Here is a 22,425-nt window from a genome sequence, read left to right as displayed (position 1 = left end):
GGGGGACAGCCGCCGTGATCTATGCGCTCGTTTCTCGCATGTCCTTCGCTTGTCATGCTGCTCGCCTCGCTTGAGGCTCAGAAAAGATACAGGCCTCCAACCAGGCTGTCAACCCCCCGGCCCTGGCCAAGCCCTGAGGCGCCGGTGGGGACCAGGAAAAGACGCGTCCAATGGAAAATCCCCAGTACGGCGGCTGGGGAGCGCAAGTCTGGGGGGAGGTCGGGAGACTAGCGTTGCAGCAAGACTGTCTCCTGCACCTTCAGGCCCTGATCGAGGGCTTCACGGGCGTGCTGGCGGGCCGCCGCGAGATCGTGGTCGCGGTAGTTGCCGCATTCCAGCTCGCTGACACCGGGGATGGGCCGGTCGTGGGCGGCCGTGTCTCGCAGAGAGGCCCCGAAAGCTTGCAGCACCTCCTGTTCGTTCGGCTCCCCGATCACGGCCAGGTAGATGCCGGTGCGGCAGCCCATCGGAGACACGTCCACAACGCTGTCGAGGTGGTCCCGCAGGTAGCCTGCCAGCAGATGCTCCAGCGTATGCAAGGCCGCCGGTTCAATGGCGCCCTGGTTGGGCTGAAGCAGACGCAGATCGTACTTGCTGATGGCGTCGCCGCGCGGGGTGCGCTTGACGCCCGCGAGCCGCACGTAGGGCGCGTGCACTTTGGTGTGGTCGAGGTCAAAGGATTCCACGTTCGCCATGCCCCTCATTGTCGGCAGGCGAGGCCGGGACAATGTGACCCCCGGGTCCTTCCTTCCTGGCCCTGGCAGCCTGACCCGGCACCCACCCGGCTTCCAGCCATTTCTCCGGGCCACGGCCCAGGCAGGAGCCGCCAGGAGCGGACCCCACTTTCGGTGCCGGACGGACGCGCTTCATATACTGCGCGGCGTGCCCACCCTGCTCGACCGCAAGCGTGCCTTTCCCTTCTGGGTGCCGCTGCTGATTGCCGCCCTGCTGATCGCCGCCGATCAGGCGCTGAAGGCCTGGGCGCTCGCCACGCTGACTTACGGAGCCAGTCCCCTCCCCTTTCTGCCGGGCTTGCTGGAGTGGCAGCTCACCTTCAACACCGGGGCGGCCTGGAGCCTGTTCGCGGGGTCGGCCGTGCCGCTGGCGGTCGCGCGGCTGCTGGTGGGCATGGGCCTGCTGGTGTACCTGGTCGTGCGGCCCCAGACCCGCTTTCTGACGGTGGTCCTGAGCATGATCGCCGCCGGAGCCATCGGCAACAGCATCGACGGGTTGGCGCAGGGCCGGGTCACCGACATGTTTCATTCGCCGCTGCTCAGCGCAGTCACGCAGGCGCTGAGTGCCGGGAACTTTCCGATCTTCAATATTGCGGACATGTGCGTGGTACTGGGAACCCTGCTGCTGCTGATCGCCAGCTTCGTGGGCGACCGCAAGGGCAAAGCCTGAAACCCGAACACAGGACTCCGGCTGGCTCACGCCCTGAAACAGGGAATACGAGCAAAGAAGGCGCCCCCTCCGGTCAGGCAGGGGGCGCCGCAGGGAAAGGCGGAATCAGATCAGGCTCTTGCGGCACTTGGTGCAGACCCGCATCCGCACCGACACGCCTGCACGGCTGACCGTCAGGGGCTGGAGGTTGGGCTTCTGCGACCGCTTGGTCACGCCCGTGACCTTGCGGCCTACGCCCCCCTTGGCGCGGGCCTTGCCCCGGCGAATCACCGAGTTGACGACAATCGGCCCCTTACCGCACACTTCGCACACTTTCGACATGTTCGTAACTCCTTCTTGAGCCTGGCCCGCTGTTGTGCCGGGGGCGGTGGCCCGGGGGGCCGCTGCTGCGCCGGGCAGGGTCAGGCAAGCCTTTCCACCATACCACAGCGCGGCGCGGGCGCAGGGAGTGTAGTCGGCGGCGCGGCACAGCAAAGCCGGACCCACGGGGAGTCCGGCCTTGAGGGGCGGGGGCGAGGTTAACGCAGAACCTTGAGCGCCTTGAGAATCGCGATCAGCACGATGCTGCCGACCAGGCCCCAGATGATGCTCCAGAAGCTGAAGCCGCTGCCTGCCGCCTGCGCCCCGCCGATCCCGAGCAGGTTCCCGAAGAGGAACTGGGCCAGCAACGCCCCCACGATACCGATCAGGATGTTCGCTACCGCGCCCTGCTGGGCGTCGGTCTTCATAATCAGGCTCGCGAGCCAGCCGCACAGAGCGCCAACCAGAATAAGGATGATCCAACTCATGTTTTTCCCTCCAGGACGTTGAGTTTCAACGACATCTGCTTCGTTGTGATCGCACAATGAGACTGGCCGCCCCCTCCTAGTGTGTGTCATCCCACCTTCTCAAGGGGTACCCAAGACGGGATGGATGTCCCGCAAACCCTGGCTGAGCCTCCGCTTCAGAAAGCGGCGCTGGGGGCCTCATCTGCTGTGCGGGGCAGGTGGGCCGTGGTCTGGACCTTTGCCGCGAAGCTGGGGCGGGGGCCGCTAGGATGGGCCGACATTGGCTGCGGACTCCCTGAGGGGGGCGCGGTATGGAGGCCCCCTATGCCCGGACTGATCGAACGTTACCGCGAGTACCTGCCTGTGACCGGTCGCACCCCCGCCCTGAGCCTGCACGAGGGCAACACGCCGCTGATTCCCGCCCCCCAGCTGGGCGCGCGGCTGGGCGTGGACCTGTACCTGAAATACGAGGGCCTGAACCCCACCGGCAGCTTCAAGGACCGCGGCATGGTGATGGCGGTCGCCAAGGCGGTCGAGGACGGCGCCGACACCGTGATCTGCGCGAGCACCGGCAACACCAGCGCCGCCGCCGCCGCCTACGCCGCCCGCGCGGGGCTGCGGTGCATCGTGCTGATCCCCGACGGGAACATCGCGCTGGGCAAGCTGGCGCAGGCGCTGGCCTACGGGGCGGAGGTCGTGGCGGTGAACGGCAACTTCGACGCGGCGCTGCGGCTGGTGCGCCAGATCAGCGACGAACATCCCATCGCGCTGGTGAACTCGGTCAATCCCTACCGCCTTCAGGGCCAGAAGACCGGCGCCTTTGAGGTCGTGGACGAGCTGGGCCGCGCGCCGGACCTGCTGGCGATTCCGGTGGGCAACGCGGGCAACATCAGCGCGTACTGGATGGGCTTCCGGGAGTACCGGGAAGCCGGGAAAAGCGGCCATCTGCCGCAGATGTGGGGCTTTCAGGCCGAGGGGGCCGCGCCCTTTATCCGGGGGGCGATCGTGGACGAGCCGCAGACGCTGGCGACCGCGATCCGTATCGGGAATCCGGCGAGTGCCCACCTGGCCCGCGCCGCCGTGCAGGAGTCGGGGGGGCTGTTTGACATGGTCAGCGACGACGAGATCATGCACGCCTACCACCTGATCGCGGCGGAGGGCGTGTTCTGCGAACCGGCCAGCGCGGCGCCGGTCGCGGGGCTGCTGAGGCGCCACGCCGCCGGAGCGTTGGCTCCCGGCCAGACAGTGGTCGCCGTGCTTACCGGCAACGGCCTGAAAGACCCCGACGCCGCCCTGCGCGCCGCGAAAGCGCCCCAGGCCATCGAGGCCAGCCTGGAGCGGGTGCTGGAGCGGATTCTTTGAGGCGCGGGGCATGACGTTCCTGGTGCGCGTTCCGGCCTCCAGCGCCAACCTGGGGCCGGGCTTCGACAGCCTGGGGCTGAGCCTGCCGCTCTTCACCACCCTGCGGGTGACGCCGGGAGCGGTGACCGAGGTCGTGCCGCTGGGGCCGGAACTTGCCGGGACCCCGGCGGGCGCGGGCAACTACGTCTACCGGGCGATGCAACTGGCCGCCCGCCGGGCCGGGAGGGACCTGCCCCCGCTGCGGCTGGAGATCGAGACCGAGATTCCGCTGGCGCGCGGGCTGGGGTCGAGTGCCGCCGCGCTCGTCGGCGGGATCGTGGCGGCCAACGAGCTGCTGGGGCGCCCGCTGGCCCCCGGGGCGCTGCTCGACCTGGCCGCCCGCGAGGAGGGCCACCCCGACAACGTGGCCCCGGCGCTGCTGGGAGGCATCGTGGTCGCCACGCTGGGGCCAGGAGGCACGGCCCATGTCCGGCTGGCGCCGCCCCCGCACCTGGGCGTCACCGTGCTGGTGCCCGACTTCGAGCTGGCGACCTCGCGGGCGCGGGCGGCCTTGCCGGAAAGCTACTCCCGCGCCGACGCCGTCCACGCGCTCTCGCACACCGGGCTGCTGGTGGGGGCGCTGGCGCAGGGCCAGCTGGAGCTGCTGCGCGGGGCGATGAACGACCGGCTGCATCAGCCCTGGCGCGCGGCCCTGGTGCCCGGCCTGGCCGACATCCTGGCGAATGCGGCGGACCACGGGGCGCTGGGGGCGGCCCTCAGCGGGGCGGGGCCGACCGTGCTGTGCCTGCGCGACACGCGCCAGGACCCGGCCGAGCTGCACCACTACCTGCACGGCGTTCTGCGCGGACACGGCCTGACCGGGGGGGTGCTGGACCTCCCGGTCGATACGGCGGGGACCGTGGTGGACACCTCGCCGCAGGAAGTTCCGGCGCGCGGTTGAGCGGCGCCTCGCCGGACCCCACCCGGCAAAAAACCCCGCGGGCGCGGGGCAGGAAGGGAAACAGGCCGGAGGGGGCGCTTCAGTCGGCCGCTTGCTCCGGCGACTGCTCGGCACTCTGGGCAGGAGTGGAAAGGTACGCGATGGAGCGCCAGGGGATGGTCAGCTCGGCCCCGTTCACCGTGACCTCCAGCGGCGTCTGCGAGAGGGTGGCCTGGTTCAGGGTCCGGTTGAGGCGGTCGCGCTGCGAGGGCGTGAGCGTGAGGGGCACGACGTCCCCGTTACACAGGTGCAGATGGACAGTCAACATGTCTCCTCCGGGGGGCGCGTTCCGGCGCGGGGGGCCAGAACTGCCCTCATGGTGGCGCCACGGACCTGACGGATCTCTTTCGCGTCGCCCGGCGCCAGGGCGGGTGCCGTCCGTCGGTCGTCCGGGCCTCTCTTTAACCGCGACTGCCGCTCAGTGCTCGATGCGCACCCGGGGCAGCAGGCGGTCCAGCCACCCCGGCAGCCACCAGTTCCAACGCCCGGCGAGCTTCAGGAAGGCGGGCACCAGCACCAGCCGCACCAGCGTGGCGTCGAGGGCCACCGCGACCGCCAGGCCCAGGCCGATGCTCTTGTTGGCGACCACCCGCCCGGCGATAAAGGCGCAAAAGACGATGAACATGATCAGCGCCGCCGAGGTGATGATGCGGGCGGTGCGGCCCACGGCGAGGACCACCGCCTCGTCGTTGGGGTGGCCGCGCAGCACTTCTTCCTGCACGCGCGAGAGCAGGAAGATCTCGTAGTCCATGCTGAGGCCGAACAGCACCGCGAACAGCAGCAGCGGCAGGCTGGAGTCCAGCACGCCCACGTCGTCGGGTATGCCCAGCGGCCCAGCCAGGAAGCCCCCCTGCACGACCAGCGTGACGACCCCGTAGGCCGCGCCGACCGTCAGGGTGTTCATCAGCAGACTCTTGAGCGGCACCAGCAGGCTGCGAAAGGCGACCATCAGCAGCAGGAAGGTCGCCGCGAAGACGGTCAGCACGGCCGTCGGCAGCGCGCCCGTGATCGCCCGGCTGAACTCGCGCTCGCCAATCGGCGCGCCGCCCAGCAGGAAGGGAAAGCCGGACGCCGCCAGCGCCCCGCGCAGCCGCGCCTGAAAGGGGTCGATCTGGTCGGCGCGCAGGTAGCTCCCCGGCACCACCGTGACCCGCAGCAGCGTCCGGTCAGCGCTGAAGGACCGCGCGTTGAGCAGGCTGAGTGCGGCCAGCGTGTCGGTGCCGCCTCCTTCCCCCTCCCCTCCTACCAGGTCCGCCGGGGTCAGGAAGGGGCTGACCACCGTCTGGACGCCGGGCAGGGCGCGCAGGTCCTCGACGACCCCCTGGAAGCGGGCGCGGTCCTCTGGGCCGTAGCGCTGGCCTTCCAGATCGAGGATGACCTCGAACTGGCTGAGCAGGCCGCCCGCGCCCAGATCGCGCACGTCCGCCAGGGCGTCGCGGCTCTCGACGCCGGGCGTCAGGCCCCAAGCGCCCGCGTACCCGGTCTGCATCTCGCGGGCGGGCCAGGCGAGGAGGAGCAGAAAGAGGACGCTGAGCAGCGCCGCCAGTCCGGGGCGCCGGGTGACCCGCCGGGCGAAGGCGGTCCAGGCCCCCGACGACCCCGCCCCCGCCGTCCAGGGCAGGCGCAGGCGCCGGGGACTGTTGACCCGCTCGCCCAGCAGGGCCAGCAGCGCGGGGAGCGCCGTCACGCTGGCGAGCACCGTGAGCAGCACCACCAGCACCCCGCCCAGGCCCATGCTGCGCACGAAGGCGATGGGCGGGAGGATCAGGGCGGCCATCGCGATGGCGACTGTCAGGCCGCTGAACAGCACGCTGCGCCCGGCGGTCAGGACGGTGCGGGCCGCCGCCGCGCGGGGATCGGGATCCTGCCCCAGTTCCTCGCGGAAGCGGTTGACCATGAGTAAGGCGTAGTCGATCCCGGCCCCCAGCCCCAGCATGGTGATGATGCTCTGGGCAAAGGAGCTGACCTCGGTCACCCGGGTCAGGCCGTACAGCCCCGCCATCGCCACCGTGATGCTCAGCACGCCGACCGCCAGCGGCAGCCCGGTCGCCACCAGCGCCCCGAACACGCCCAGCAGCACCAGCGCGGTGAGGGGCAGGGCTGTCAGCTCGCTGCGTTTGGTGTCGCTCTCGGCGAACTCGGTGAAGTCGTCCGCGATGGCCTGCCCGCCGGTCACGCCCACGCTCAGGCCCCCTGCTGCGGCTTCGGCCTGGGCCACGTAGGCGCGCACGCGGGCCAGGGTCTGGGTCGCCCCGTCTTCCAGCGGAATCTGGGCGACGGTCAGCGACAGGCGGCCGTCCTCGCTGACCGTGGGCACGCTGCCCTGTGCTCCGGCCGGCAGGACGCGGCTGACGCCCGCCACCTCCTCCAGCCCGGCGAGCAGGCGGTTATACGCCTCCTGGCCCGCCGGGGTGCCCAGCGGCGGGTCGTGGCGGGTGACCAGCAGCGCCGTGTTGGTGTCGGTCTCGCCGAAGCGTTCGCGCAGCAGCGTGGTCACGCGGGTGCTCTCGGCGTTTTCCAGGCCGCCGGGATTGGCGCTGAGGCCCCGGGGTGCCAGCGAGGCGGGATAGGCGCTGAGCAGCGCGAGCAGGCCCCACAGCCCCAGCACCAGCCAGGGCCGCCGGGTCACGAGCAGCGACAGGGCACGCACGGGGAGGAGTAGAGCACGCGCCGCGCGGGGCCGCCGGGACGAATCAGAACAGTTCGTCGAGCAGGCGGTAATAGGCGAGTTTGCCCGCGTCCACCTGTTCCCGCCCGTACAGGTCCAGAAAGCGCTCCGCCCACTGTGGCCCCAGATTCCGGAGCAGGCTGCGCCAGGCCAGCGCGAGGTCCGCGTGGCGGTCGGCCAGCCCGGCGCGGCCCACGTCCACGAAACCCTCGACGTACTCGCCGTTCAGAATCAGGTTGGGCAGGCAGGGGTCGCCGTGCGTGACGACGATGTCTTCCTGAGCGGGCCGGGTGCGGACGAGGTCTTCGAAGACCCGCGCCGCCGTCCAGCCCCGGCGTTCCTCGTCGAAATCGGCCTCGTCCACCGCGCCCGCCTGCACCCGTTCGCGGGCGAGGCGCAGGGTGACGGGCAGACTCATGTTGAAGGGGCACTCGCGGGCCGGGAGGGCGTGCAACTCGCGCAGGGCGCGGGCGAGCAGGTCGGTCACCCGCTCCGGGTGCAGGGTGGCGTCGGGGTCGCTCATGGGGAGGCCGGGGAGGCGGGTTACAGCGAGGTACTCGTGGTTCCCGGCGGTCTCGTAGCCCACCACGCGCGGCACCGGCACCCGGCCCGAGAGCCAGCGCAGGCGCTCGCGCTCCTGAAGCAGCGTGCTGGGAGGCAGGCCGCCGCGCGCCTGCACCTTCACCACGTACTTCTGACTTCTCCACACGCCCGCGCCGCTCTGGCCGTGCGTCACCGCCTCCCAGCGGGCGGCGGGCAGCACGCGGCGCAGCGACTCGGGCAGGGTCAGGGTCATGGGCGGCAGGATAGCGGGGCGCTGCGGCCCCCCCGCGCCCCTGTAGACTGCCCCCGATGAAGGTCGGTCTGCTGGATACGCTGGGCGCGCGGCACGGGCGGTACTGGGCTGCGTTCCTGAAAGAACTCGGGGTCGAGGTCGCGCTCCCCACCCTGCCTGCCGCCGAGGCGCTGGCGCTGGGGCAGGAGAGCCTGCCCGACGCCCCGGTGCAGGTGCAGCTGGTGCTGGGGCGGGTGCTGGAACTGGGCCGGGTGGACGCGGTGCTGCTGCCGCAGACCCCGGCAGTGGCAAGCGACGCCTGGGGCGAGGCGCTGGCCGAGTTGTTGCCCCGGCGCCTCAGCGGCCTGCCCACGCTGGTCGCCCTGCCCGACGGCGGGGACGCGATGGTCCCGGCGGCCCAGGACCTCGGCCAGCGCCTGACCGCCAACCCGGCCCGGGTGCGCCTCGCGCTGGAGCGGGTCAAGCCGCTGGCGAACGGCAAGCGCGAGGAGATGCCGCCGCTGAGCCGGGCGTCGCGCGTGACGGTCGCCGTGATTGGTCCACGCGCCCTGCTGGGCGACCCCGACCTCAGCGCGGGCTTGCGGGCGGCGCTGGACGACCTGGGCCTGCACGGGGTCTATTCGCCCGAGCTGCCCCCCTCGCAGGTCGCGGCGCGCGGCGAACGCATCGAGCGGGCGGGCGCTCCGGCAGGCGAAAAGGAACTGTTCGGCGCCCTCAAGCTGCTAGAGGGCAAGAGCGCCGTGCGCGGGGTCGTGCTGGCCGCCCCGGCCCGGGACGCGGCCCACCGCGCGGCCCTCGACCGCCTAGCCGGGAAGACCCACAAGCCCGTGCTGGTCCTGGACGTGGACGCCGGGCAGACCGGGTGGCCCGAGCTGGAAGCCTTCCGCGACCGGGTGACCGTGGGGGCGGCGGCCCGCCCAGCGGCCCCGGGGGAGGAGACTTGAAGCTCTGGCGCTGGTTGATGACGCCGGACCCCCAGCCGGGCTTGACCGGGCGCAAGCTGGGGCGGCTCTTGATCCGGGTGCTGCTGTTCACCCTGCTGGCGACCCTGCTCTCGGCGCTGCTGCGGGCGCTGGGGCTGGGGCCGTACCTGGACACCTGGTGGGGCACGTTGATCTTCGTGCTGCTGCTGTATATCCCCCTCTTCCGGTTCCTGACGGTGGACACCTTCGTGCCGCGCCGCCTGGCCGGGCGGGTCCCGGCGGGGCGGGCGCGCGGCGGCGCCCAGACCTCCAGCAGCGCCGAGCGCCGCCGCGAACGCAACCGCTACGCGGGCGTCCGCAAGGGGCCGCCGCGTGGGCGGGGCGGGCGGCGCTGACCTCCCGGCCATGACCCACGGCAAGGCCCGCCCCGCCCGCGAGTGGGCCGCCGAGCGCCTCTTTCGCCCGCTGGCCGCGCGCCTCGTTCCCCCGCTGGCCCGCCGGGGCGTCAACCCGCTGCACGTGGTCCTGACCCACACGGCCTTGGGCCTGCTGGCCGCCGGGCTGCTGCGGCGCGGGCACCGGGTCAGCCCCGCCCTGCTGCTGCAAGTCAAGACGCTGCTCGACAACCTCGACGGGCAGCTTGCCCGCGCGACCGGGCAGACCACCGAGACGGGCCGCTACCTCGACTCGGAAGGGGACCTGCTGGTCAACGCCGCCGTCCTGACGGCCCTGGCCGGGCGCTGGGGCCTGGGGCTGACGCTGCTGCAAAGCCTGATCCTGAGCGTGGACTACCTGTGGGAGCGTGACCACCGCGCCGCGCGGGGCGAGGTGTTCCGAGACCCGCCTGCCCAGGTGGGCGACGACCCCCGGGTGCTGGCCGCCCTCAAGCTCGTCTACGCCCTGTATTTCACCCCGCAGGAGCGGGTGCTGGGAGCGCTGTTCGAGCGGCGGCTGCGGGCGGCGGCGGGTGGGAATCCCACCGGCGCGGACCGCCGCGCCTACACCCCCCGCGCGATCAACCGGGTCGCGGTGAACCTGGGCCTCAGCACGCAACTGCTCGCGCTGGGGGTCTGTCTGCTGGCCGGGCGCCCGCGCCTCTACCTCTGGAGTCTGCCCGCTCAGGCGGCGCTGCTGCTGGGGGCGCAGCGGTGGCGCGAAGGCCAGGTCGTGGCGGCCAGGACCCAGACTCCCGCCTAACCCTCTTCCAGCGGGTAGGTCCGCGCCGCCCGCACCGCCAGCACGATCAGGTGAGTGTAAAAGAGGCCCACCCCCGCAAAGACCAGCCAGCCGGGAAAGTTGCCGATGTCGGCCAGGGTGAGGGCGTCGGGGAACTCCAGCACCCACCCCTTGGGCTGGGCGAGGTCCAGCTTGGCGAGCCAGGCGAACAGGACCGCCGCGTAGATCCACAGGTAATTGCGGTTGAGCCGCCAGCCCAGCGCGTCGGCGCGGCTCATGGGGCTGCGCGGCTTGCTCAGCTCGGCCAGCAGCAGCTGGTGCCAGCCGGCGTCCACCCGGTCGCCCAGCATCGCGGGGTAAAAGAAGCGCTCCATGATGCGCACCCGGTGGTGGGCGATCTCGAAGGTGCGAAACCTCCGGGCCTCCAGCCGCAGGAAGAAGTAGTTCATGAACATGGCGAACAGAAAGGTCGCGTGGCTGTTGTTGGGGTCACCCAGCGCGAAAGACGCCAGACCCGCCGTGGTGACCACCGACCAGTTGGTCGTCATGTCGAGGCGCTGGCGGTAGGCGGTCATCTTGCCGACCTCCGCGCGGTAGAGGTGAATCAGGGCGTTGGCGGTGTTCGTCGAGTAACTCAGGTCGGTCAGGCCCGCGTCCAGCAGCGCGCCGGGACCGCTACTGCTGCTGCGGCCTACCGCCGACATGGGCAGGCGGCGCGGAGAGGGAAAGGGCGGCGCGACATGGCTACAGGGTAAACCGGACGGCCCAGGGCGAGAGAGAGCCGGGGTCCAGTCGTGGGGGCGTCCAGCCAGGTCGCGGGTTGCCCCGCCAGGACCGCCGCTCAGTGCGTGTCGGGGCGCCCGGCGTTCTCGCTGCCGAACCACGCCCGCAAGCCCACCACCATATGGACCCCGTGCAGCACGATCAACGCGGCGACCAAGCCCGAGACGGTGCTCAGCAGCGCCGCCAGCGTCAGGGCCGCGAGCGCCGTCAGCAGCCGCAGCGGCACGATCTGCCCTGCCCGCACCAGCGGCGGGTCCTCGGGGTGCAGGGTGTATTCCAGGCCGGCGCAGGCCAGGTAATACAGCGCGAAGCCTCCCGCCAGCAGCCAGCGCACGCCCGGCCCGGCGGCGCCCTCCAGCGTGACGGCATGCTGCACCATCGCGCCGACCAGCGTGATGCCGACCACCAGCGGCAGGTGCAGGTAGGCCCAGGCAAAAAAGCGCCAGCGGTTGTGCGAGTCCGGCTCGCGGCGGCCGACAAAGTCGAAATACACCCACCACAGCCCGAAGCCCAGCGCGAACCCCAGCCCGAAGCGCAGCAGCGTGACCGCCGTGACGCTCTCGGCGTCGGCCAGCCCGTTCACCACGCCCACCAGACTCTCGCCCAGCACGATGATCACGAACAGCCCGAAGCGCTCGGGCAGCTTGCGCGCGGCGGCGGGAAAGGCGCGCGGCTGGTCGCGCAGGGTCAGCATGGGCGTGAGCAGGTCGATGAGGAGGCCCGCGCCCTTGAGCGCCAGCGCCAGCGGGCCGGTCAGGAAAGCCGCGACCACCCACAGCACCACGCTGACGCTGAAGTTCCGCACGTACACGTCGGTGACGGGCCGCGCGCCCGGATTGTGGCGTCCCGCCCGCCACCACATCAGCAAGATCAGCCCCCGCGCGGCGGCGTAGGAGAGCGCGAAGCCGGTCGCGGTCTTGCCCAGGCCGTCTTCCGCGTTGGCCGCCATGCCCGCCACCGCCAGCATCTGAAGCAGGGTCATGGCCCGGAAGCTCAGGTCGTAGGTCTCGAAGCGCTCGTTGTAGTACGCGACGCTGAGCCACACCCACCACACCGGCACGAACAGCAGCAGGAATTCTCCGAAGCGGCGCGCGTCGGGGTGCTCCGTCAGGTGATGCGCCAGCCGCGCGATCACCACCACGAACACCAGGTCGTAGAACAGTTCCAGCCAGGTCACGCGCCCGGGCAGCTCTCCCGGCGCATGCAGCCGGGGCGGGTGCCACCACAGGCGGTAGTTGCGGAGCATGTTCGACCTTACCCCGCCCGCCGGGCAACCTTCATCCTGGCCGAACGGAGGGGCCAGGAGCGCGGCCCGGCGCAGGCCGTGTCAGCGCAGGCCGTGTCAGCGCAAGAAAGGATTCGTGCGCCGCTCGGCCCCCACGCTGGTCGCCGGGCCGTGACCGGGGTAGACGGCCGCGCTGTCCGGCAGCGAGAGCAGCTCGCGCTCCAGACCCGCGATCAGTTGCTCATGGTTGCCGCCCGGCAGGTCGGTGCGCCCGATGCCGCCCTGAAAGAGGGTGTCGCCCGCCACCACGAACCCCGCGTCCTCCCCGGTGTGGCCGACGAACACCACATGCCCCGGCGCGTGCCCCGGCAGCTCGCGGGCGGTGAGGGTCAGGTCGCCCGCCGTGAAGGTCTGCCCCTGCCCGATCTCGTGCTCGGGGTCGGCGGGCTGCACGAAGGGCAGGTTCCAGCGGGCCGCCGACGCCGCACCCAGGCGGTAGAGCGGCAGGTCGGCGGGGTGCAGCCACACCGGCACGCCCAGCGCCTCCCGCACGGGCTGCACCGCCCCGATATGGTCGAAATGCGCGTGCGTGAGCAGGATGCCGCGCACCGTGACCCCAGCGTCCCGCACCAGCGCCAGAATCCGCTCCGCGTCGTGGCCGGGGTCGAAGAGGAAGCCTTCGCCGTCCTGCCCCGCCACCAGCACCGCGTTTTCCTGAAGGGGGCCGGTGGGCAGGCTCCACACCCGCGCCGCGCCGTGTCGTCTCGCCGTCGTCATGGGGAGGAGTCTAGGGCGGGAGAGGGGAAAAGCGGACCTTACCCCAGGGGCCGCACCGCATCTGCCGCCGTGAAGTCCGCCGCGTTCAGGCCAGCGGGCAGGCCCGGCCCCACAATGGCCTCGCCCCGCCCCTCTGCCGCCGCCAGCCTCGCGTTCAGCGCCAGCAGGAACGCCAGCACATCCGCCCCCGCAGGCATCCCGTACGCCGCCCGCACCGCCGCGTCCAGCCGTTCCTGCGCGTCCCGCAGCGGGTTCTTGCCGGGCGTGTCCAGCGTGCGGTACAGGTCGCGCAGGCTCCAGCCCTGGCGTTTCATCACCTCGTTTCGCAGCCCCCGCAGCGCCACCGCCGCCCCCGCCACCGCCCGCACCTGCTCGGGCGTGGCGGACTGGGGCCAGGGGAAGGAATCGAAAACAGTATCGGAGGTGTAGCGGAAGCGTTCGGTCAGCGTCGAGCCTCTGGCCTTGAGCCATTCCCAGTGGGCCGACGATTGCAGGATGCCGAAGGAGTAATCATCAGCCAAGGGAAAGACGATCAGCGCAGCATTCGGGCGAATCCCCGAGGAGACGAACTCAAAGATCGGACGCTTCGTGACCTGACCGCAGGCGACGTAACGCGGCAGGGACGCGATTTTTTCGATGAGTTCGCCGCGCCCTCGCCAGTGCTTCCACCATCTCTGATAGTGGGCTTGACGGGGACCGCGCTCGCTGCCGGTCTTCTCGCGTTCCTCCTCGGCCTTGGCCCGCATCTCGGGTTCGACCTCACGCTTCAAGCGTTCAAACGCCGTGCCCGCGTTCATGGCGCTGAACAGATCGTCCGCGCCGTTCAGGTCAACGACCCAACGTTCGGGAGTGCTGCCCTGATTGCCGATCATTTCGTCCGCCGTGAGGTACGGATGCAGGAAAGGCCGCGCTTTCGGGTCCCTCATCATCTGCCCGACCTCCAACCCGCTGAGCAAGAACCCCTTATGGCCGTGCGTCTGGCCCTGGTAGCACGCGCCGCTGCGGGCGTTGGTCGTCAACCTCTGGGCAGCCGTTACGTCGGTTCCGGCAGAGAGGGCGGCGTTGATGACAGGCACCTCCACGCTCTGCCACGGGCTGCCCTGGCGGTCGCCCACCTGCCAGCTCAGGTGCTTGGGTCCCGGCTGCGGCCCCCGGACCCAGTTGACGATGGAGACGTGGACGGCGGCGTCGCCGCTCCAGACCTGGGTGCCCACGGCGTCGGTGAGGGTGCCGCCGTGCGCGGTGACGTGATCCAGGCCGCCCACGCGGCTGTCGTTCTGGCGGATGGTGTTGGTGCCGACCAGCCCGGCCCGCTGACCGTCTTGCAGGTGGTCGTGCGCCCGGCGAATCCAGTAGACGCAGTAGTCGGCGCGGCCCGGCACGTCCGGGTAGGCGGCGCGCAGCTTCCGCACATAGGCCGGACCCATCTCGCGCTGGAGCTTGTTCTTGCTCTGAAAGGGCGGGTTGCCGATGACCGCGTTCACGCGCGGCCAGGGGGTAAAGAGGGCGTCTCCCTGCACGATGCGGTCGTCAAGGTTGTCCAGCGGAAGCGGCTGGTCGAAGTCCAAGCCGGTGTTGCCCAATAGACCCTGCATCTCGCGGATGGCGAGTTCCTTGGCCAGGGTGAGGGTCACCTTGGCGAGTTCCGCGCCGAACGGGTCGTATTCCAGCCCGTGCATCTGCCGGATGCTGACGCGGGTGGGCGGCAGCGGCGTGCCCGGCGCCGACAGGTCGCGCAGCCGCAGCAGGGCGCGGGCCTCCAGACGGCGCAGCTCGCGGTAGGCGACATACAGAAAGTTGCCGCTGCCGCACGCGGGGTCGAGGACCTGAAAGGCGGCGAGTTCGTCCAGCAGGCCGCGCAGTTCCTTCTGCGTGCCCGCCGCGTCGATCCGGGTCTGGAAGGGCGTGACGACCGTGGGCAGCACCACGCGCATGATGTCGGCTTCGCTGGTGTAGTGGGCGCCCCGGGCGTGGCGGTCGGCCTTGCCCATGCTGCTCTGGAACAGCACCCCGAAAATCTGCGGCTGAATCTTCGCCCAGTTGTGTTCCAGCGCGGCCCGGTGGAGCAGATGCAGTTCGTCCCGGGTCAGTTCGATGGGGTCCACGACGCGGAACAGCCCGCCGTTGAAGTAGGGAATCGGAGCGAAGCGGCCCCCGCGCGCCCGCTCGGGCGTGTTCATCTGCCGGAACAGCCCGCCGAAGAGGTCGTAGCTGCTGCCCTTTCCCTGCCGCGCGTCGCCTACCAGTTCGGTAAAGAAGCCGCGCGGAATCAGCTCGAAGTCCTCCGCGAACATCGCCATGACGCACTGGAGGAGAAACCGCTGGGCGCGGGCGCGGTCCTCGCCGCGTGCTATGACGCTGTTGAGCACCCGCGCCACGCTGTCGGCGGCCTCGCGGGCCACGTCCACCCGGTTGTTGCCGAACAGCGGCTCGCGCTCCTGCGGAAACAGGAAGTTCAGCACCGCGTAGCGCTCCGGCAGTTCCCCGATTCGCACGCGGTCCATCGGCTCGTCGAGCTGCACGCCAAAGTCGTACACCCACAGTTCGTCGAAGTTGCACAGGACGGCGTAACGGGGGCGGTCAGGCACCAGCCTCAGCCAGTAGTCGAAGGCCTGCTGGTAGTGGTTCGCCAGCCCCTCGCCGCGCTTTTTCATCTCGATCAGCACGCGCGGCCGCCACACCAGGTCCGCGAACCTCTTGCCGCCGCCCTGCTTGGCGACCCGGTATTCCAGTTCCGCGCCCGCTTCCTTGTACCCCGCGTGCCCGAACGCCTGAAACAGCCGGTCCAGAAAGACCTGACTCTCGCCCTTCTCGTCGCCCTTCAGGGTGCCCCAGTAGGCCACGAAGTCCTGCATCCGCCGCGCTGTATCCGCCGTCACCGTAGGGGTCATGAACAGCTGACAGCGTAGCCCAGCCCTCCCTGCCGGGCACACCTGATTGTCAGTCCTCCAGCCCGAAGGCCTCACGCACCCGCAGGGCGAACACCTGAAAGCTGAGGCTGGGGCTGGCGTAGGCCTCCAGTGCCGCTTGCAGGGCCTCCAGGGCGGTGTCGGCGCGGGCACGCTCGTGCGCCGGGCAGGCGCGCCAGACAAAGCGCAGCGCCTCGGGGTGCCAGGCTGGGTCCCAGTGTTTTTCCAGGCGCTCGGCGGCTTCCAGGGCCGTCAGCAGGCCGCGTTCCAAGGCCCCCGTGAACTCGGCGGCGCCCGCCAGGGCCGCGCGCACGGCTTCCCGCGCCCCCAGCACCCCGGCGCGCCCGGCGGCGAAGGCGATCAGCTCGGCGTCGGGGGCCTCGCCGCCCAGGGCCAGGCTGCGCTCCAGGGCGCGGTCGGGGGCAGGCACCACGCCCAGGCGGGCGCTGCGGCTCACGATGGTGGGCAGCACCGAGCGCGGGTCCTCGGCCAGAAAGACGAACAGCCCCCGGTGCGGGGGTTCCTCGACCAGCTTGAGCAGCGCGTTGGCGGCCTCCTGGCCCAGATGCTCGGCGCCGTCCACCACGACCACCCGGCGGCGGAAGGTGGGGCGCACCTCCAGAAACTCGAAGACGTGCGTCTCGTACTCGCGGCCCTTGTCGCGGCCCGCCAGCACCGCGCCGATGGGAATCAGCTTGCGCCGCGCGGCCTTGCCGGTCGCGGTGGTGGCGCGCGGCTCGACCAGCAGCAGGTCGGGATGTGCCCCGGCGGCCAGGGCGCGGCACGACGGGCAGACCCCGCAGGCTTCCCCGTACATGCCGCGCGTGCCCGAGCAGTTGTGCTGGGCCGCGACCGCCAGCGCCAGCTCACGCTTGCCCACCCGCGCCGGGCCGGTCAGCAGCAGCGCGTTGCCGCCAAACACGCCCGTCTGTTCGAGCAGCGGGCCGTGGAGCAGGGCGGCGCTCATCGGGGCGGCGCGGCGCGCGGGGCGCGAAGCGCGGGCACACCCCCTCCCCCGCGCCCCGCCTCCCGCGCCTTGCCTGCCTGCCGCCGCCCTCCGTGCATCCCCACGCTACTTTCCCAGCGCCAGCCGCGCCGCCAGCACCGGGGGCAGCCCGGCTTCCAGCGCCAGCGTCTGCGCCCGCCCGATGTCGTAGGGCACCCGGAAGACCCCGAACACCCCCGCCGCGCTGTCAAAAATCGCGTAGCTGGCGTCGGGGTTGCCGTCGCGCGGCTGGCCGACGCTGCCGGGGTTGAGAATCACCCGCGAGCCGGGCGGCAGCACAAAGGCCCCGCCCTCCCGCAGCGCCTGGAACTTGACCCACTCGCCCACCGGAGCGTTCAGGGCGCTGTACACGCCCGGCACGTGGGTATGGCCCACAAAGGCCAGCCGACCGCTCCACGCCCCGAAGGCCTCGCGGGCGGCCGTCACCGAGTCGGTGTAGGCGTCGAGGCTGACCGGGGTGCCGTGGCGGTAGCGGGCGCCCACGGCGGGGTCGTCGAGACCGTCGGGCCACTGCCCCACCCAGGCGAGGTCCGCCCTGGAGAGGCGCCCCAGTTGCCACAGTAGCGCCGTCAGGACCACGCTGCCGGGGCGCAGCTCGGCCCAGCGGCCGGGCCTCCCCCGGGCGTGCGCCAGCAGCATCTGTTCGTGGTTGCCCAGCAGGCAGGTGGCCTCCAGCTCCCGCAAGGCCGCCAGCACCTCGCGCGGCTGCGGGCCGTAGCCCAGCGCGTCGCCAAGGTGGACGGTCCGGTCGAAGCCCCGGGGCCGGGCGTCGGCCAGCACCGCCTCCAGGGCCGTGTGGTTCGCGTGAATGTCGGACAGCAGCAGGAGCCGCACCGGGGCATGATAGCGGCCCCCACCCGGTTGCGGCGCACGCGGCGGCCTTCAGGGCGCGACGGTGACGCGCCCGGCCAGGGGGTCGAGACGCGCCCGGCCCCCCAGCGGCAGCGTGAGCTGCGGACTGGTGTGCCCGAAGTCCACGTTCGCCACCACCGGCATCTCGCCCCGCCCCGCCTCGGCCAGCACGCGGCGCACCCAGCCGTAAAGGTCCTGGGTCATCTCGGGCGTGTAGCCGCGCGGGCGGGCCAGCAGCAGCCCGGCGGCTTCCCCCAGGATGCCCTGCGCGGCGTAGTTCCGCAGCCAGTAGCCGACCTGCCGGGGCGGGGGCACGTCGTTGCTGGTCTCCAGGGCCAGCACAGCGCCGCGCCACAGCTCCGGCGCGGGCCAGCCGGGCGTGCCGCACAGCATGTCCAGCACCTCCAGGCAGCCGCCGATCAGGTGCCCCTCGGCCACCGCCTCGCCCTGAAGCCACACCCAGCCGCCCCCCGGCTGGAAGGTGCGGGGGACCTCTTGCAGGTGCTCGTCGGCCCAGTCGGGGCCGCCCGCCGTCCACCCGGGGGCGGGCGCCAGGTCAAAGGGGCGCGGTTCCTCGACCAGCGCGCGGCGCAGGCCCGCCACCACGAAGGGATGCAGCCCGCCGTTTTCCGCCAGATCGGTCAGCAGCGAGGGACCGTGGTAGGCCATCACGCCCGCGCGCAGGAACTGGGTCAGCGTGACCGTGCTGTCGCTGTACCCCAGAAAAGCCTTGGGGTGCTGGCGAATCAGCCTGGGATCGAGAAACGGCAGCAGCCGCACGCTGTCGTCCCCGCCGATGATGCTGACCATCCCGTGGATGTCGGAGCTGCGCAGCGCCCAGTGCAGGTCGTCGGCGCGGGCCTGGGGATGACGGTCGAGGTACTCGGGGCCGCGCAGCGCGTTCGGCGCGGGCACGATCTCCCAGCCGAACTCGGCGGCGACCTGCCGCACCCCGGCGCGGTAGCGGCCCATCACCTCGGTCACGAACCCGCTCGACAGACTCAGGGCCGCCACCCGCGAACCGGGCGCAAGGCGGGGGGGGCGAACGAACTGGGGCGCCATGCGGCAGCCTAGCGGAGCGCGTCCAGGCAAGGATGGGCCGGATGGCCGAGGCGGCACCCACGCCCCAATGCGCCAGGCACAAAAAAGCCGCCCCCGCGGGCGGTGATGGAAGAAAGAGAGCGCGGAATGCACAGGAGGTCAACCTATGCAGGCGCGTCCCCGGCCTGCGGGGGCGAGGCCCGCCGGACGACCTCCAGCCAGTTGGCCGCGATGTACAGCGGGAAGAAAGCCAGAAAGACCGACAGGGCGCCGGTCAGCACCAGCAGCGGCAGCAGGCTGTGGCCCGCCAGTCTGGGCAGGGCCAGCGGCAGCGAGGCAGGCAGCAGCGACGAGACCAGCGCCGCGCCCCCAGGACGCCCCAGGCGCCCCGCATCCCCAGGTCCCGCCGCCCCACCCAGACGCCGTAGGCGAGCAGCAGCCCGGCGGCCAGCACGCCCAGACCCAGACCCGCGCTTCCACCCAGACGGAGGACCTCGTTCATCCTGTCACTGTAGGCGGCCTCCCGGCAGGGAGGGCGCTCATCTGCGGCGCGGCGCCCTCCCTGCCAGGCTCAGTTGCGGGTCATTTCCAGCGGCACGACCCAGCGCGCGAACTCGTCTTCGGTGACGTACCCGAGGCCCAGCGCCGCTTCCTTCAGGCTCAGACCCTCCTTGTGGGCCTTTTTGGCGATGGCGGCGGCCTTGTCGTAGCCGATGTGCTTGTTCAGGGCCGTGACCTGCATCAGGTTGACGCTGAGGTTGTGCTCGATGCGTTCCAGGTTCGGTTCGATCCCCACCGCGCACTGGTCGTTGAAGGCGAGCGAGGCGTCCGCGATCAACCGGATGCTCTCCAGTACGGCGTGGACCATCACCGGCTTGAACACGTTGAGCTGGAAGTTGCCCTGGGTGCCCGCGAAGGCGACGGTGGCGTCGTTCCCGAAGACGCGGGTGGCGACCATCGTCAGGGCCTCGCTTTGCGTGGGGTTCACCTTGCCGGGCATGATGCTGCTGCCGGGTTCGTTCTCCGGAATCACGATCTCCCCGATGCCGTTGCGGGGGCCGGAGGCCAGCCAGCGCACGTCGTTCGCCATCTTCATCAGGGCGCCCGCCAGGGTCCGCAGCGCGGCCGAGGTCTGCACCAGCGCGTCGTGCGCCGAGAGAGCGGCGAACTTGTTCTCGGCGGAGCGGAAGGGAAAGCCCGTCTCGGCCTCGTACTTCCTCGCCGCCAGAGCACCGAAGCTGGGGTGCGCGTTCAGGCCGGTGCCCACCGCCGTGCCGCCGATGGCGAGGTCGTAGAGGCCCTGCTCGGCGTGCTTGACCTCCGCCAGCGCGTAGTCGAGCTGCGCGACCCAGCCGCCGATCTCCTGCCCCAGCGTGATGGGCGTGGCGTCTTGCAGGTGGGTGCGGCCCACCTTGACCAGCTCGGCGTACTGCTCGGCCTTGGCATGCAGGGTGTCGCGCAGCTTGCCCACCGCGCCGTAGAGCCGCTCGTTGAGTTCCAGCACCACCGCGATGTGCATGGCGGTCGGGAAAGTGTCGTTGCTGCTCTGGCCCCGGTTGACGTGGTCGTTGGGGTGCACGGGCTGCTTGCTGCCCATCTCACCCCCCGCGAGTTGAATGGCGCGGTTGGAGATGACCTCGTTCGCATTCATGTTGCTCTGGGTGCCCGAGCCGGTCTGGAAGACCACCAGCGGAAAGTGGTCGTCGAGCTGCCCCGCGATCACCTCGTCGGCGGCCTGCACGATCAGGTCCGCGATGTCCCCCGGCAGTTCGCCCAGTTCGGCATTGGCCTGCGCCGCGCCCTTTTTCAGGATGCCCAGCGCCCGGATGACGGGGCGGCCCCAGACGAAGGTGTCGCGCCCGATGGGAAAGTTGTGGATGGAGCGCTCGGTCTGCGCGCCCCAGAGGCGGCTGGCGTCCACGTCCAGCGTGCCCATCGTGTCGGATTCTTTGCGGGTCTGCCCCTGAGCCGTCTGCGTCATGGCCTGAGTGTAATGGGCAGGCTGCGGTCACCCTCCGGGGAACGCGGCGGCCTCGAAGACGCAGCGGCCGGAGTCACCGGGCCAGGTCACGTTCAGCCCGCTGACCTCGCGGCCCGCCACAGTCAGACCCTCGCGTCCGCTCCAGCCCACCAGCACCCGGCCCAGCTAACGGTCCTGCCAGCCCAACGCCCCGGCCCCATGGTGGCTCGTCAATCCCCCCCAGACCGACTGGGCCTGCGCGGCGAGGGTGGGCGCACAGGCGGTCAGGAAGCCGCGTGCCACGGTCACGAGGGCCTGACGCTGAGCGGCGGTGGGCTGGGTCGTTTCCACACAGGCGAGCAGGTCATTGACCATGGCGCTGTTGCGGATGGCCCCCGGGGAGAGCAGGACCCGTTCGGCCCGCTCGCCCACCCGCACCTGCACGGCATAGGTATAGCCCACGCCCGTCATCCAGCGGGCGGAATCCTCCTCAAAGTCGCCGCTCGGGGCCTCCGTCACCGTCACCCCCGGCAGGCCCCGCAGGGCCGCGTCACGGGTGAGCGGGCCGGGCGGGCCGCCGCCTCCCGCAGGTGCGACTCCACTCAGGCCCAGGATCAGGCCCCCTCTTCCCCACCGCGTAAGGTTCATGGCTCAGGCGACCGGTCCAACCTGCGGTCGGCACGCGGTATTGCCCGAACGGCTCACCGTCTGTTCCCCTCCCCCATGCCACACTTTCCCGCATGAGCCAGATGTTCGATGTCGCCGTCGTAGGAGCCGGGCCGGTGGGCCTCGCCGCCGCCATCGCCTGCAAGCGGGCGGGATTGACTTACGTGGTGCTGGAAAAAGGCTGCGTGGTCAACGCCATTTTCGAGTACCCCACCTACATGACCTTTTTCACCACCGCGCCCGAGCTGGAGATCGGCAACCATCCGATGGTGACCGGGCACGACAAGCCCGACCGCCGCGACGCCTTGATGTACTACCGCCTGGTGACCCAGCGCGAGGCGCTGAACGTGCGCCTCTACACCGAGGTGAAGCGCGTTCACGCGGCCCCGGCGGGCTTCACGCTGGAGGTCGAGGCGCAGGACGGCACGCCGGGCGTGGTCGAGGCCCGGCGGGTGGTCGTGGCGACCGGGTACTACGACCACCCCGTCCACCTCGGGATTCCCGGCGAGGACAGCCCCAACGTCAGCCACTACTACACCGAGGCGCACCCCTTTCTGGGCCTGAACGTCACCGTGATCGGGGCCGGAAACTCGGCGGCGGACGCGGCCCTGGACCTGTGGCGCGGCGGGGCCAAGGTCACGATGGTCGTGCGGGCGCCCGAACTCAAATCCACCCTCAAGTACTGGGTGCGGCCCGACCTCGAAAACCGCATCAAGGAAGGCTCCATCGCCGCGCACTTCGGTTCGCGGGTGGTCGAGATTCACCCTGAACACGTTCTCGTGCAGCGCGGGGACGGCACCACCTCCGAGCTGCCCACCCACTTCACCTTCGCGCTGACCGGCTACCGCCCCGACCTCTCCTTCCTGGCAGGGCTGGACCTCGCCGCGCAGCCCGACGACTGCCTGGTGCTCGACGGGCACTACCAGAGCAGCGTGCCGGGCCTGTTCGTGGTCGGCTCGGCGGGTTTTGCGGGCAAGACGAATCAGGTCTTTATCGAGAACGGCCGCCACCACGCCGATCACGCCGTGACCGAGATCGCGCGGCAACTCGCCGGGCAGCGGCGGGAAGTCTCGCTGGCGCCCTGAGCCGCCCCGGCTGCTCCCGCCCCGCCTCTCCCCTCCCCCACCGGAT

General features: G+C 71.2%; 23 protein-coding genes. 7 read left to right on the top strand and 16 right to left on the bottom strand.

Annotated elements, in window-relative coordinates; genetic code table 11:
* Positions 1 to 227 precede the first annotated feature (227 nt).
* Positions 228 to 695, bottom strand: coding sequence for an S-ribosylhomocysteine lyase (locus HNQ09_RS16405; protein ID WP_184031466.1), 468 nt, complete (start codon positions 693 to 695; stop codon positions 228 to 230).
* Between the two features lie 187 nt (positions 696 to 882).
* Between HNQ09_RS16405 and lspA the strand changes: the two genes are divergently transcribed.
* Complete coding sequence (gene lspA / locus HNQ09_RS16400; RefSeq protein ID WP_380002702.1) at positions 883 to 1,404, top strand: signal peptidase II; 522 nt, start codon at positions 883 to 885, stop codon at positions 1,402 to 1,404.
* A 105-nt stretch (positions 1,405 to 1,509) separates the two neighbouring features.
* On the opposite strand, the gene rpmB is transcribed toward lspA, so the two are convergent.
* A complete protein-coding gene (rpmB, locus tag HNQ09_RS16395; protein ID WP_184031462.1) occupies positions 1,510 to 1,725 on the bottom strand; it encodes a 50S ribosomal protein L28 in 216 nt (71 codons plus the stop codon).
* Between the two features lie 197 nt (positions 1,726 to 1,922).
* Entirely contained in the window at positions 1,923 to 2,192 is a 270-nt protein-coding gene (locus HNQ09_RS16390) for a GlsB/YeaQ/YmgE family stress response membrane protein (RefSeq protein WP_184031460.1), read from the bottom strand.
* A 303-nt stretch (positions 2,193 to 2,495) separates the two neighbouring features.
* On the opposite strand from HNQ09_RS16390, the gene thrC reads away from it, so the two are divergent.
* Positions 2,496 to 3,533, top strand: a complete 1,038-nt coding sequence (thrC, locus tag HNQ09_RS16385; RefSeq protein WP_184031458.1) for a threonine synthase — start codon at positions 2,496 to 2,498, stop codon at positions 3,531 to 3,533.
* Positions 3,534 to 3,543: 10 nt separating this feature from the next.
* Complete coding sequence (gene thrB, locus HNQ09_RS16380) at positions 3,544 to 4,473, top strand: homoserine kinase (RefSeq protein WP_184031456.1); 930 nt, start codon at positions 3,544 to 3,546, stop codon at positions 4,471 to 4,473.
* Between the two features lie 79 nt (positions 4,474 to 4,552).
* Here the strand turns inward: thrB and HNQ09_RS16375 are convergent, their stop codons facing one another.
* The 3 genes from HNQ09_RS16375 to HNQ09_RS16365 form a co-directional block, all read right to left on the bottom strand.
* Positions 4,553 to 4,780 carry a hypothetical protein gene (locus HNQ09_RS16375; RefSeq protein WP_184031455.1) on the bottom strand — a complete coding sequence of 76 codons (228 nt, stop codon included), beginning with the start codon at positions 4,778 to 4,780 and terminating at the stop codon, positions 4,553 to 4,555.
* Positions 4,781 to 4,930: 150 nt separating this feature from the next.
* Complete coding sequence (locus tag HNQ09_RS16370) at positions 4,931 to 7,162, bottom strand: MMPL family transporter (protein WP_184031454.1); 2,232 nt, start codon at positions 7,160 to 7,162, stop codon at positions 4,931 to 4,933.
* A gap of 43 nt (positions 7,163 to 7,205) precedes the next feature.
* Entirely contained in the window at positions 7,206 to 7,976 is a 771-nt protein-coding gene (locus HNQ09_RS16365) for an APH(3') family aminoglycoside O-phosphotransferase (RefSeq protein ID WP_184031453.1), read from the bottom strand.
* A gap of 56 nt (positions 7,977 to 8,032) precedes the next feature.
* Between HNQ09_RS16365 and HNQ09_RS16360 the strand changes: the two genes are divergently transcribed.
* From HNQ09_RS16360 to HNQ09_RS16350, 3 genes are read left to right on the top strand one after another with little or no spacing between them, the layout of a single operon-like run.
* Positions 8,033 to 8,920 carry a hypothetical protein gene (locus HNQ09_RS16360; RefSeq protein WP_184031452.1) on the top strand — a complete coding sequence of 296 codons (888 nt, stop codon included), beginning with the start codon at positions 8,033 to 8,035 and terminating at the stop codon, positions 8,918 to 8,920.
* Positions 8,917 to 9,294 carry a hypothetical protein gene (locus HNQ09_RS16355; protein ID WP_184031451.1) on the top strand — a complete coding sequence of 126 codons (378 nt, stop codon included), beginning with the start codon at positions 8,917 to 8,919 and terminating at the stop codon, positions 9,292 to 9,294. Before HNQ09_RS16360 ends, HNQ09_RS16355 begins: the two co-directional genes overlap by 4 nt.
* A 10-nt stretch (positions 9,295 to 9,304) precedes the next feature.
* Complete coding sequence (locus HNQ09_RS16350; protein ID WP_184031450.1) at positions 9,305 to 10,096, top strand: CDP-alcohol phosphatidyltransferase family protein; 792 nt, start codon at positions 9,305 to 9,307, stop codon at positions 10,094 to 10,096.
* Here the strand turns inward: HNQ09_RS16350 and HNQ09_RS16345 are convergent.
* The 10 genes from HNQ09_RS16345 to HNQ09_RS16300 all read right to left on the bottom strand — a co-directional run bounded on the left by HNQ09_RS16345 (position 10,093) and on the right by HNQ09_RS16300 (position 21,276).
* Positions 10,093 to 10,779, bottom strand: a complete 687-nt coding sequence (locus HNQ09_RS16345; RefSeq protein WP_184031449.1) for a DUF2270 domain-containing protein — start codon at positions 10,777 to 10,779, stop codon at positions 10,093 to 10,095. The two genes, HNQ09_RS16350 and HNQ09_RS16345, sit on opposite strands and share 4 nt — an antisense overlap.
* A gap of 137 nt (positions 10,780 to 10,916) precedes the next feature.
* The gene (locus HNQ09_RS16340; RefSeq protein ID WP_184031448.1) at positions 10,917 to 12,104 is read right to left on the bottom strand and encodes a low temperature requirement protein A; all 1,188 of its coding nucleotides are present in this window, start codon (positions 12,102 to 12,104) and stop codon (positions 10,917 to 10,919) included.
* 96 nt (positions 12,105 to 12,200) lie between these two features.
* Positions 12,201 to 12,860, bottom strand: coding sequence for an MBL fold metallo-hydrolase (locus HNQ09_RS16335; protein WP_184031447.1), 660 nt, complete (start codon positions 12,858 to 12,860; stop codon positions 12,201 to 12,203).
* A 38-nt stretch (positions 12,861 to 12,898) separates the two neighbouring features.
* Positions 12,899 to 15,751 carry a class I SAM-dependent DNA methyltransferase gene (locus HNQ09_RS16330; protein ID WP_184031445.1) on the bottom strand — a complete coding sequence of 951 codons (2,853 nt, stop codon included), beginning with the start codon at positions 15,749 to 15,751 and terminating at the stop codon, positions 12,899 to 12,901.
* 49 nt (positions 15,752 to 15,800) lie between these two features.
* Complete coding sequence (locus tag HNQ09_RS16325; RefSeq protein ID WP_184031444.1) at positions 15,801 to 16,736, bottom strand: DNA polymerase III subunit delta'; 936 nt, start codon at positions 16,734 to 16,736, stop codon at positions 15,801 to 15,803.
* A 105-nt stretch (positions 16,737 to 16,841) separates the two neighbouring features.
* Positions 16,842 to 17,609, bottom strand: a complete 768-nt coding sequence (locus HNQ09_RS16320; protein WP_184031443.1) for a metallophosphoesterase family protein — start codon at positions 17,607 to 17,609, stop codon at positions 16,842 to 16,844.
* A 48-nt stretch (positions 17,610 to 17,657) separates the two neighbouring features.
* Complete coding sequence (locus HNQ09_RS16315; protein WP_184031441.1) at positions 17,658 to 18,689, bottom strand: S66 family peptidase; 1,032 nt, start codon at positions 18,687 to 18,689, stop codon at positions 17,658 to 17,660.
* A gap of 253 nt (positions 18,690 to 18,942) precedes the next feature.
* The gene (locus HNQ09_RS16310; protein ID WP_246363431.1) at positions 18,943 to 19,170 is read right to left on the bottom strand and encodes a hypothetical protein; all 228 of its coding nucleotides are present in this window, start codon (positions 19,168 to 19,170) and stop codon (positions 18,943 to 18,945) included.
* 69 nt (positions 19,171 to 19,239) lie between these two features.
* On the bottom strand, positions 19,240 to 20,649 hold the full coding sequence (gene fumC / locus HNQ09_RS16305) for a class II fumarate hydratase (protein ID WP_184031440.1): 1,410 nt from the start codon (positions 20,647 to 20,649) through the stop codon (positions 19,240 to 19,242).
* A gap of 165 nt (positions 20,650 to 20,814) precedes the next feature.
* Positions 20,815 to 21,276 carry a hypothetical protein gene (locus HNQ09_RS16300; protein ID WP_184031436.1) on the bottom strand — a complete coding sequence of 154 codons (462 nt, stop codon included), beginning with the start codon at positions 21,274 to 21,276 and terminating at the stop codon, positions 20,815 to 20,817.
* 92 nt (positions 21,277 to 21,368) lie between these two features.
* Here HNQ09_RS16300 and HNQ09_RS16295 point away from each other — a divergent pair, with 92 nt between their 5' ends.
* On the top strand, positions 21,369 to 22,379 hold the full coding sequence (locus tag HNQ09_RS16295) for a YpdA family putative bacillithiol disulfide reductase (RefSeq protein ID WP_184031434.1): 1,011 nt from the start codon (positions 21,369 to 21,371) through the stop codon (positions 22,377 to 22,379).
* Positions 22,380 to 22,425: the final 46 nt, after the last annotated feature.

The sequence above is a fragment of the Deinococcus budaensis genome, from assembly GCF_014201885.1.
Lineage (GTDB): Bacteria > Deinococcota > Deinococci > Deinococcales > Deinococcaceae > Deinococcus > Deinococcus budaensis.
The sequence above is the reverse complement of the archived record's forward strand: the minus strand, read 5'-3'. Positions and strand labels throughout refer to the sequence as shown.

Excerpts from the sequence above, each read along its gene's own strand:
- HNQ09_RS16405 (WP_184031466.1), bottom strand. The coding sequence starts at position 695 with ATGGCGAACGTGGAATCCTTTGACCTCGACCACACCAAAGTGCACGCG.
- rpmB (WP_184031462.1), bottom strand. The coding sequence starts at position 1,725 with ATGTCGAAAGTGTGCGAAGTGTGCGGTAAGGGGCCGATTGTCGTCAAC.
- HNQ09_RS16390 (WP_184031460.1), bottom strand. The coding sequence starts at position 2,192 with ATGAGTTGGATCATCCTTATTCTGGTTGGCGCTCTGTGCGGCTGGCTC.
- thrC (WP_184031458.1), top strand. The coding sequence starts at position 2,496 with ATGCCCGGACTGATCGAACGTTACCGCGAGTACCTGCCTGTGACCGGT.
- thrB (WP_184031456.1), top strand. The coding sequence starts at position 3,544 with ATGACGTTCCTGGTGCGCGTTCCGGCCTCCAGCGCCAACCTGGGGCCG.
- HNQ09_RS16375 (WP_184031455.1), bottom strand. The coding sequence starts at position 4,780 with ATGTTGACTGTCCATCTGCACCTGTGTAACGGGGACGTCGTGCCCCTC.
- HNQ09_RS16365 (WP_184031453.1), bottom strand. The coding sequence starts at position 7,976 with ATGACCCTGACCCTGCCCGAGTCGCTGCGCCGCGTGCTGCCCGCCGCC.
- HNQ09_RS16360 (WP_184031452.1), top strand. The coding sequence starts at position 8,033 with ATGAAGGTCGGTCTGCTGGATACGCTGGGCGCGCGGCACGGGCGGTAC.
- HNQ09_RS16350 (WP_184031450.1), top strand. The coding sequence starts at position 9,305 with ATGACCCACGGCAAGGCCCGCCCCGCCCGCGAGTGGGCCGCCGAGCGC.
- HNQ09_RS16345 (WP_184031449.1), bottom strand. The coding sequence starts at position 10,779 with ATGTCGGCGGTAGGCCGCAGCAGCAGTAGCGGTCCCGGCGCGCTGCTG.
- HNQ09_RS16340 (WP_184031448.1), bottom strand. The coding sequence starts at position 12,104 with ATGCTCCGCAACTACCGCCTGTGGTGGCACCCGCCCCGGCTGCATGCG.
- HNQ09_RS16335 (WP_184031447.1), bottom strand. The coding sequence starts at position 12,860 with ATGACGACGGCGAGACGACACGGCGCGGCGCGGGTGTGGAGCCTGCCC.
- HNQ09_RS16330 (WP_184031445.1), bottom strand. The coding sequence starts at position 15,751 with ATGACCCCTACGGTGACGGCGGATACAGCGCGGCGGATGCAGGACTTC.
- HNQ09_RS16325 (WP_184031444.1), bottom strand. The coding sequence starts at position 16,736 with ATGAGCGCCGCCCTGCTCCACGGCCCGCTGCTCGAACAGACGGGCGTG.
- HNQ09_RS16315 (WP_184031441.1), bottom strand. The coding sequence starts at position 18,689 with ATGGCGCCCCAGTTCGTTCGCCCCCCCCGCCTTGCGCCCGGTTCGCGG.
- HNQ09_RS16310 (WP_246363431.1), bottom strand. The coding sequence starts at position 19,170 with ATGAACGAGGTCCTCCGTCTGGGTGGAAGCGCGGGTCTGGGTCTGGGC.
- fumC (WP_184031440.1), bottom strand. The coding sequence starts at position 20,649 with ATGACGCAGACGGCTCAGGGGCAGACCCGCAAAGAATCCGACACGATG.
- HNQ09_RS16300 (WP_184031436.1), bottom strand. The coding sequence starts at position 21,276 with ATGAACCTTACGCGGTGGGGAAGAGGGGGCCTGATCCTGGGCCTGAGT.
- HNQ09_RS16295 (WP_184031434.1), top strand. The coding sequence starts at position 21,369 with ATGAGCCAGATGTTCGATGTCGCCGTCGTAGGAGCCGGGCCGGTGGGC.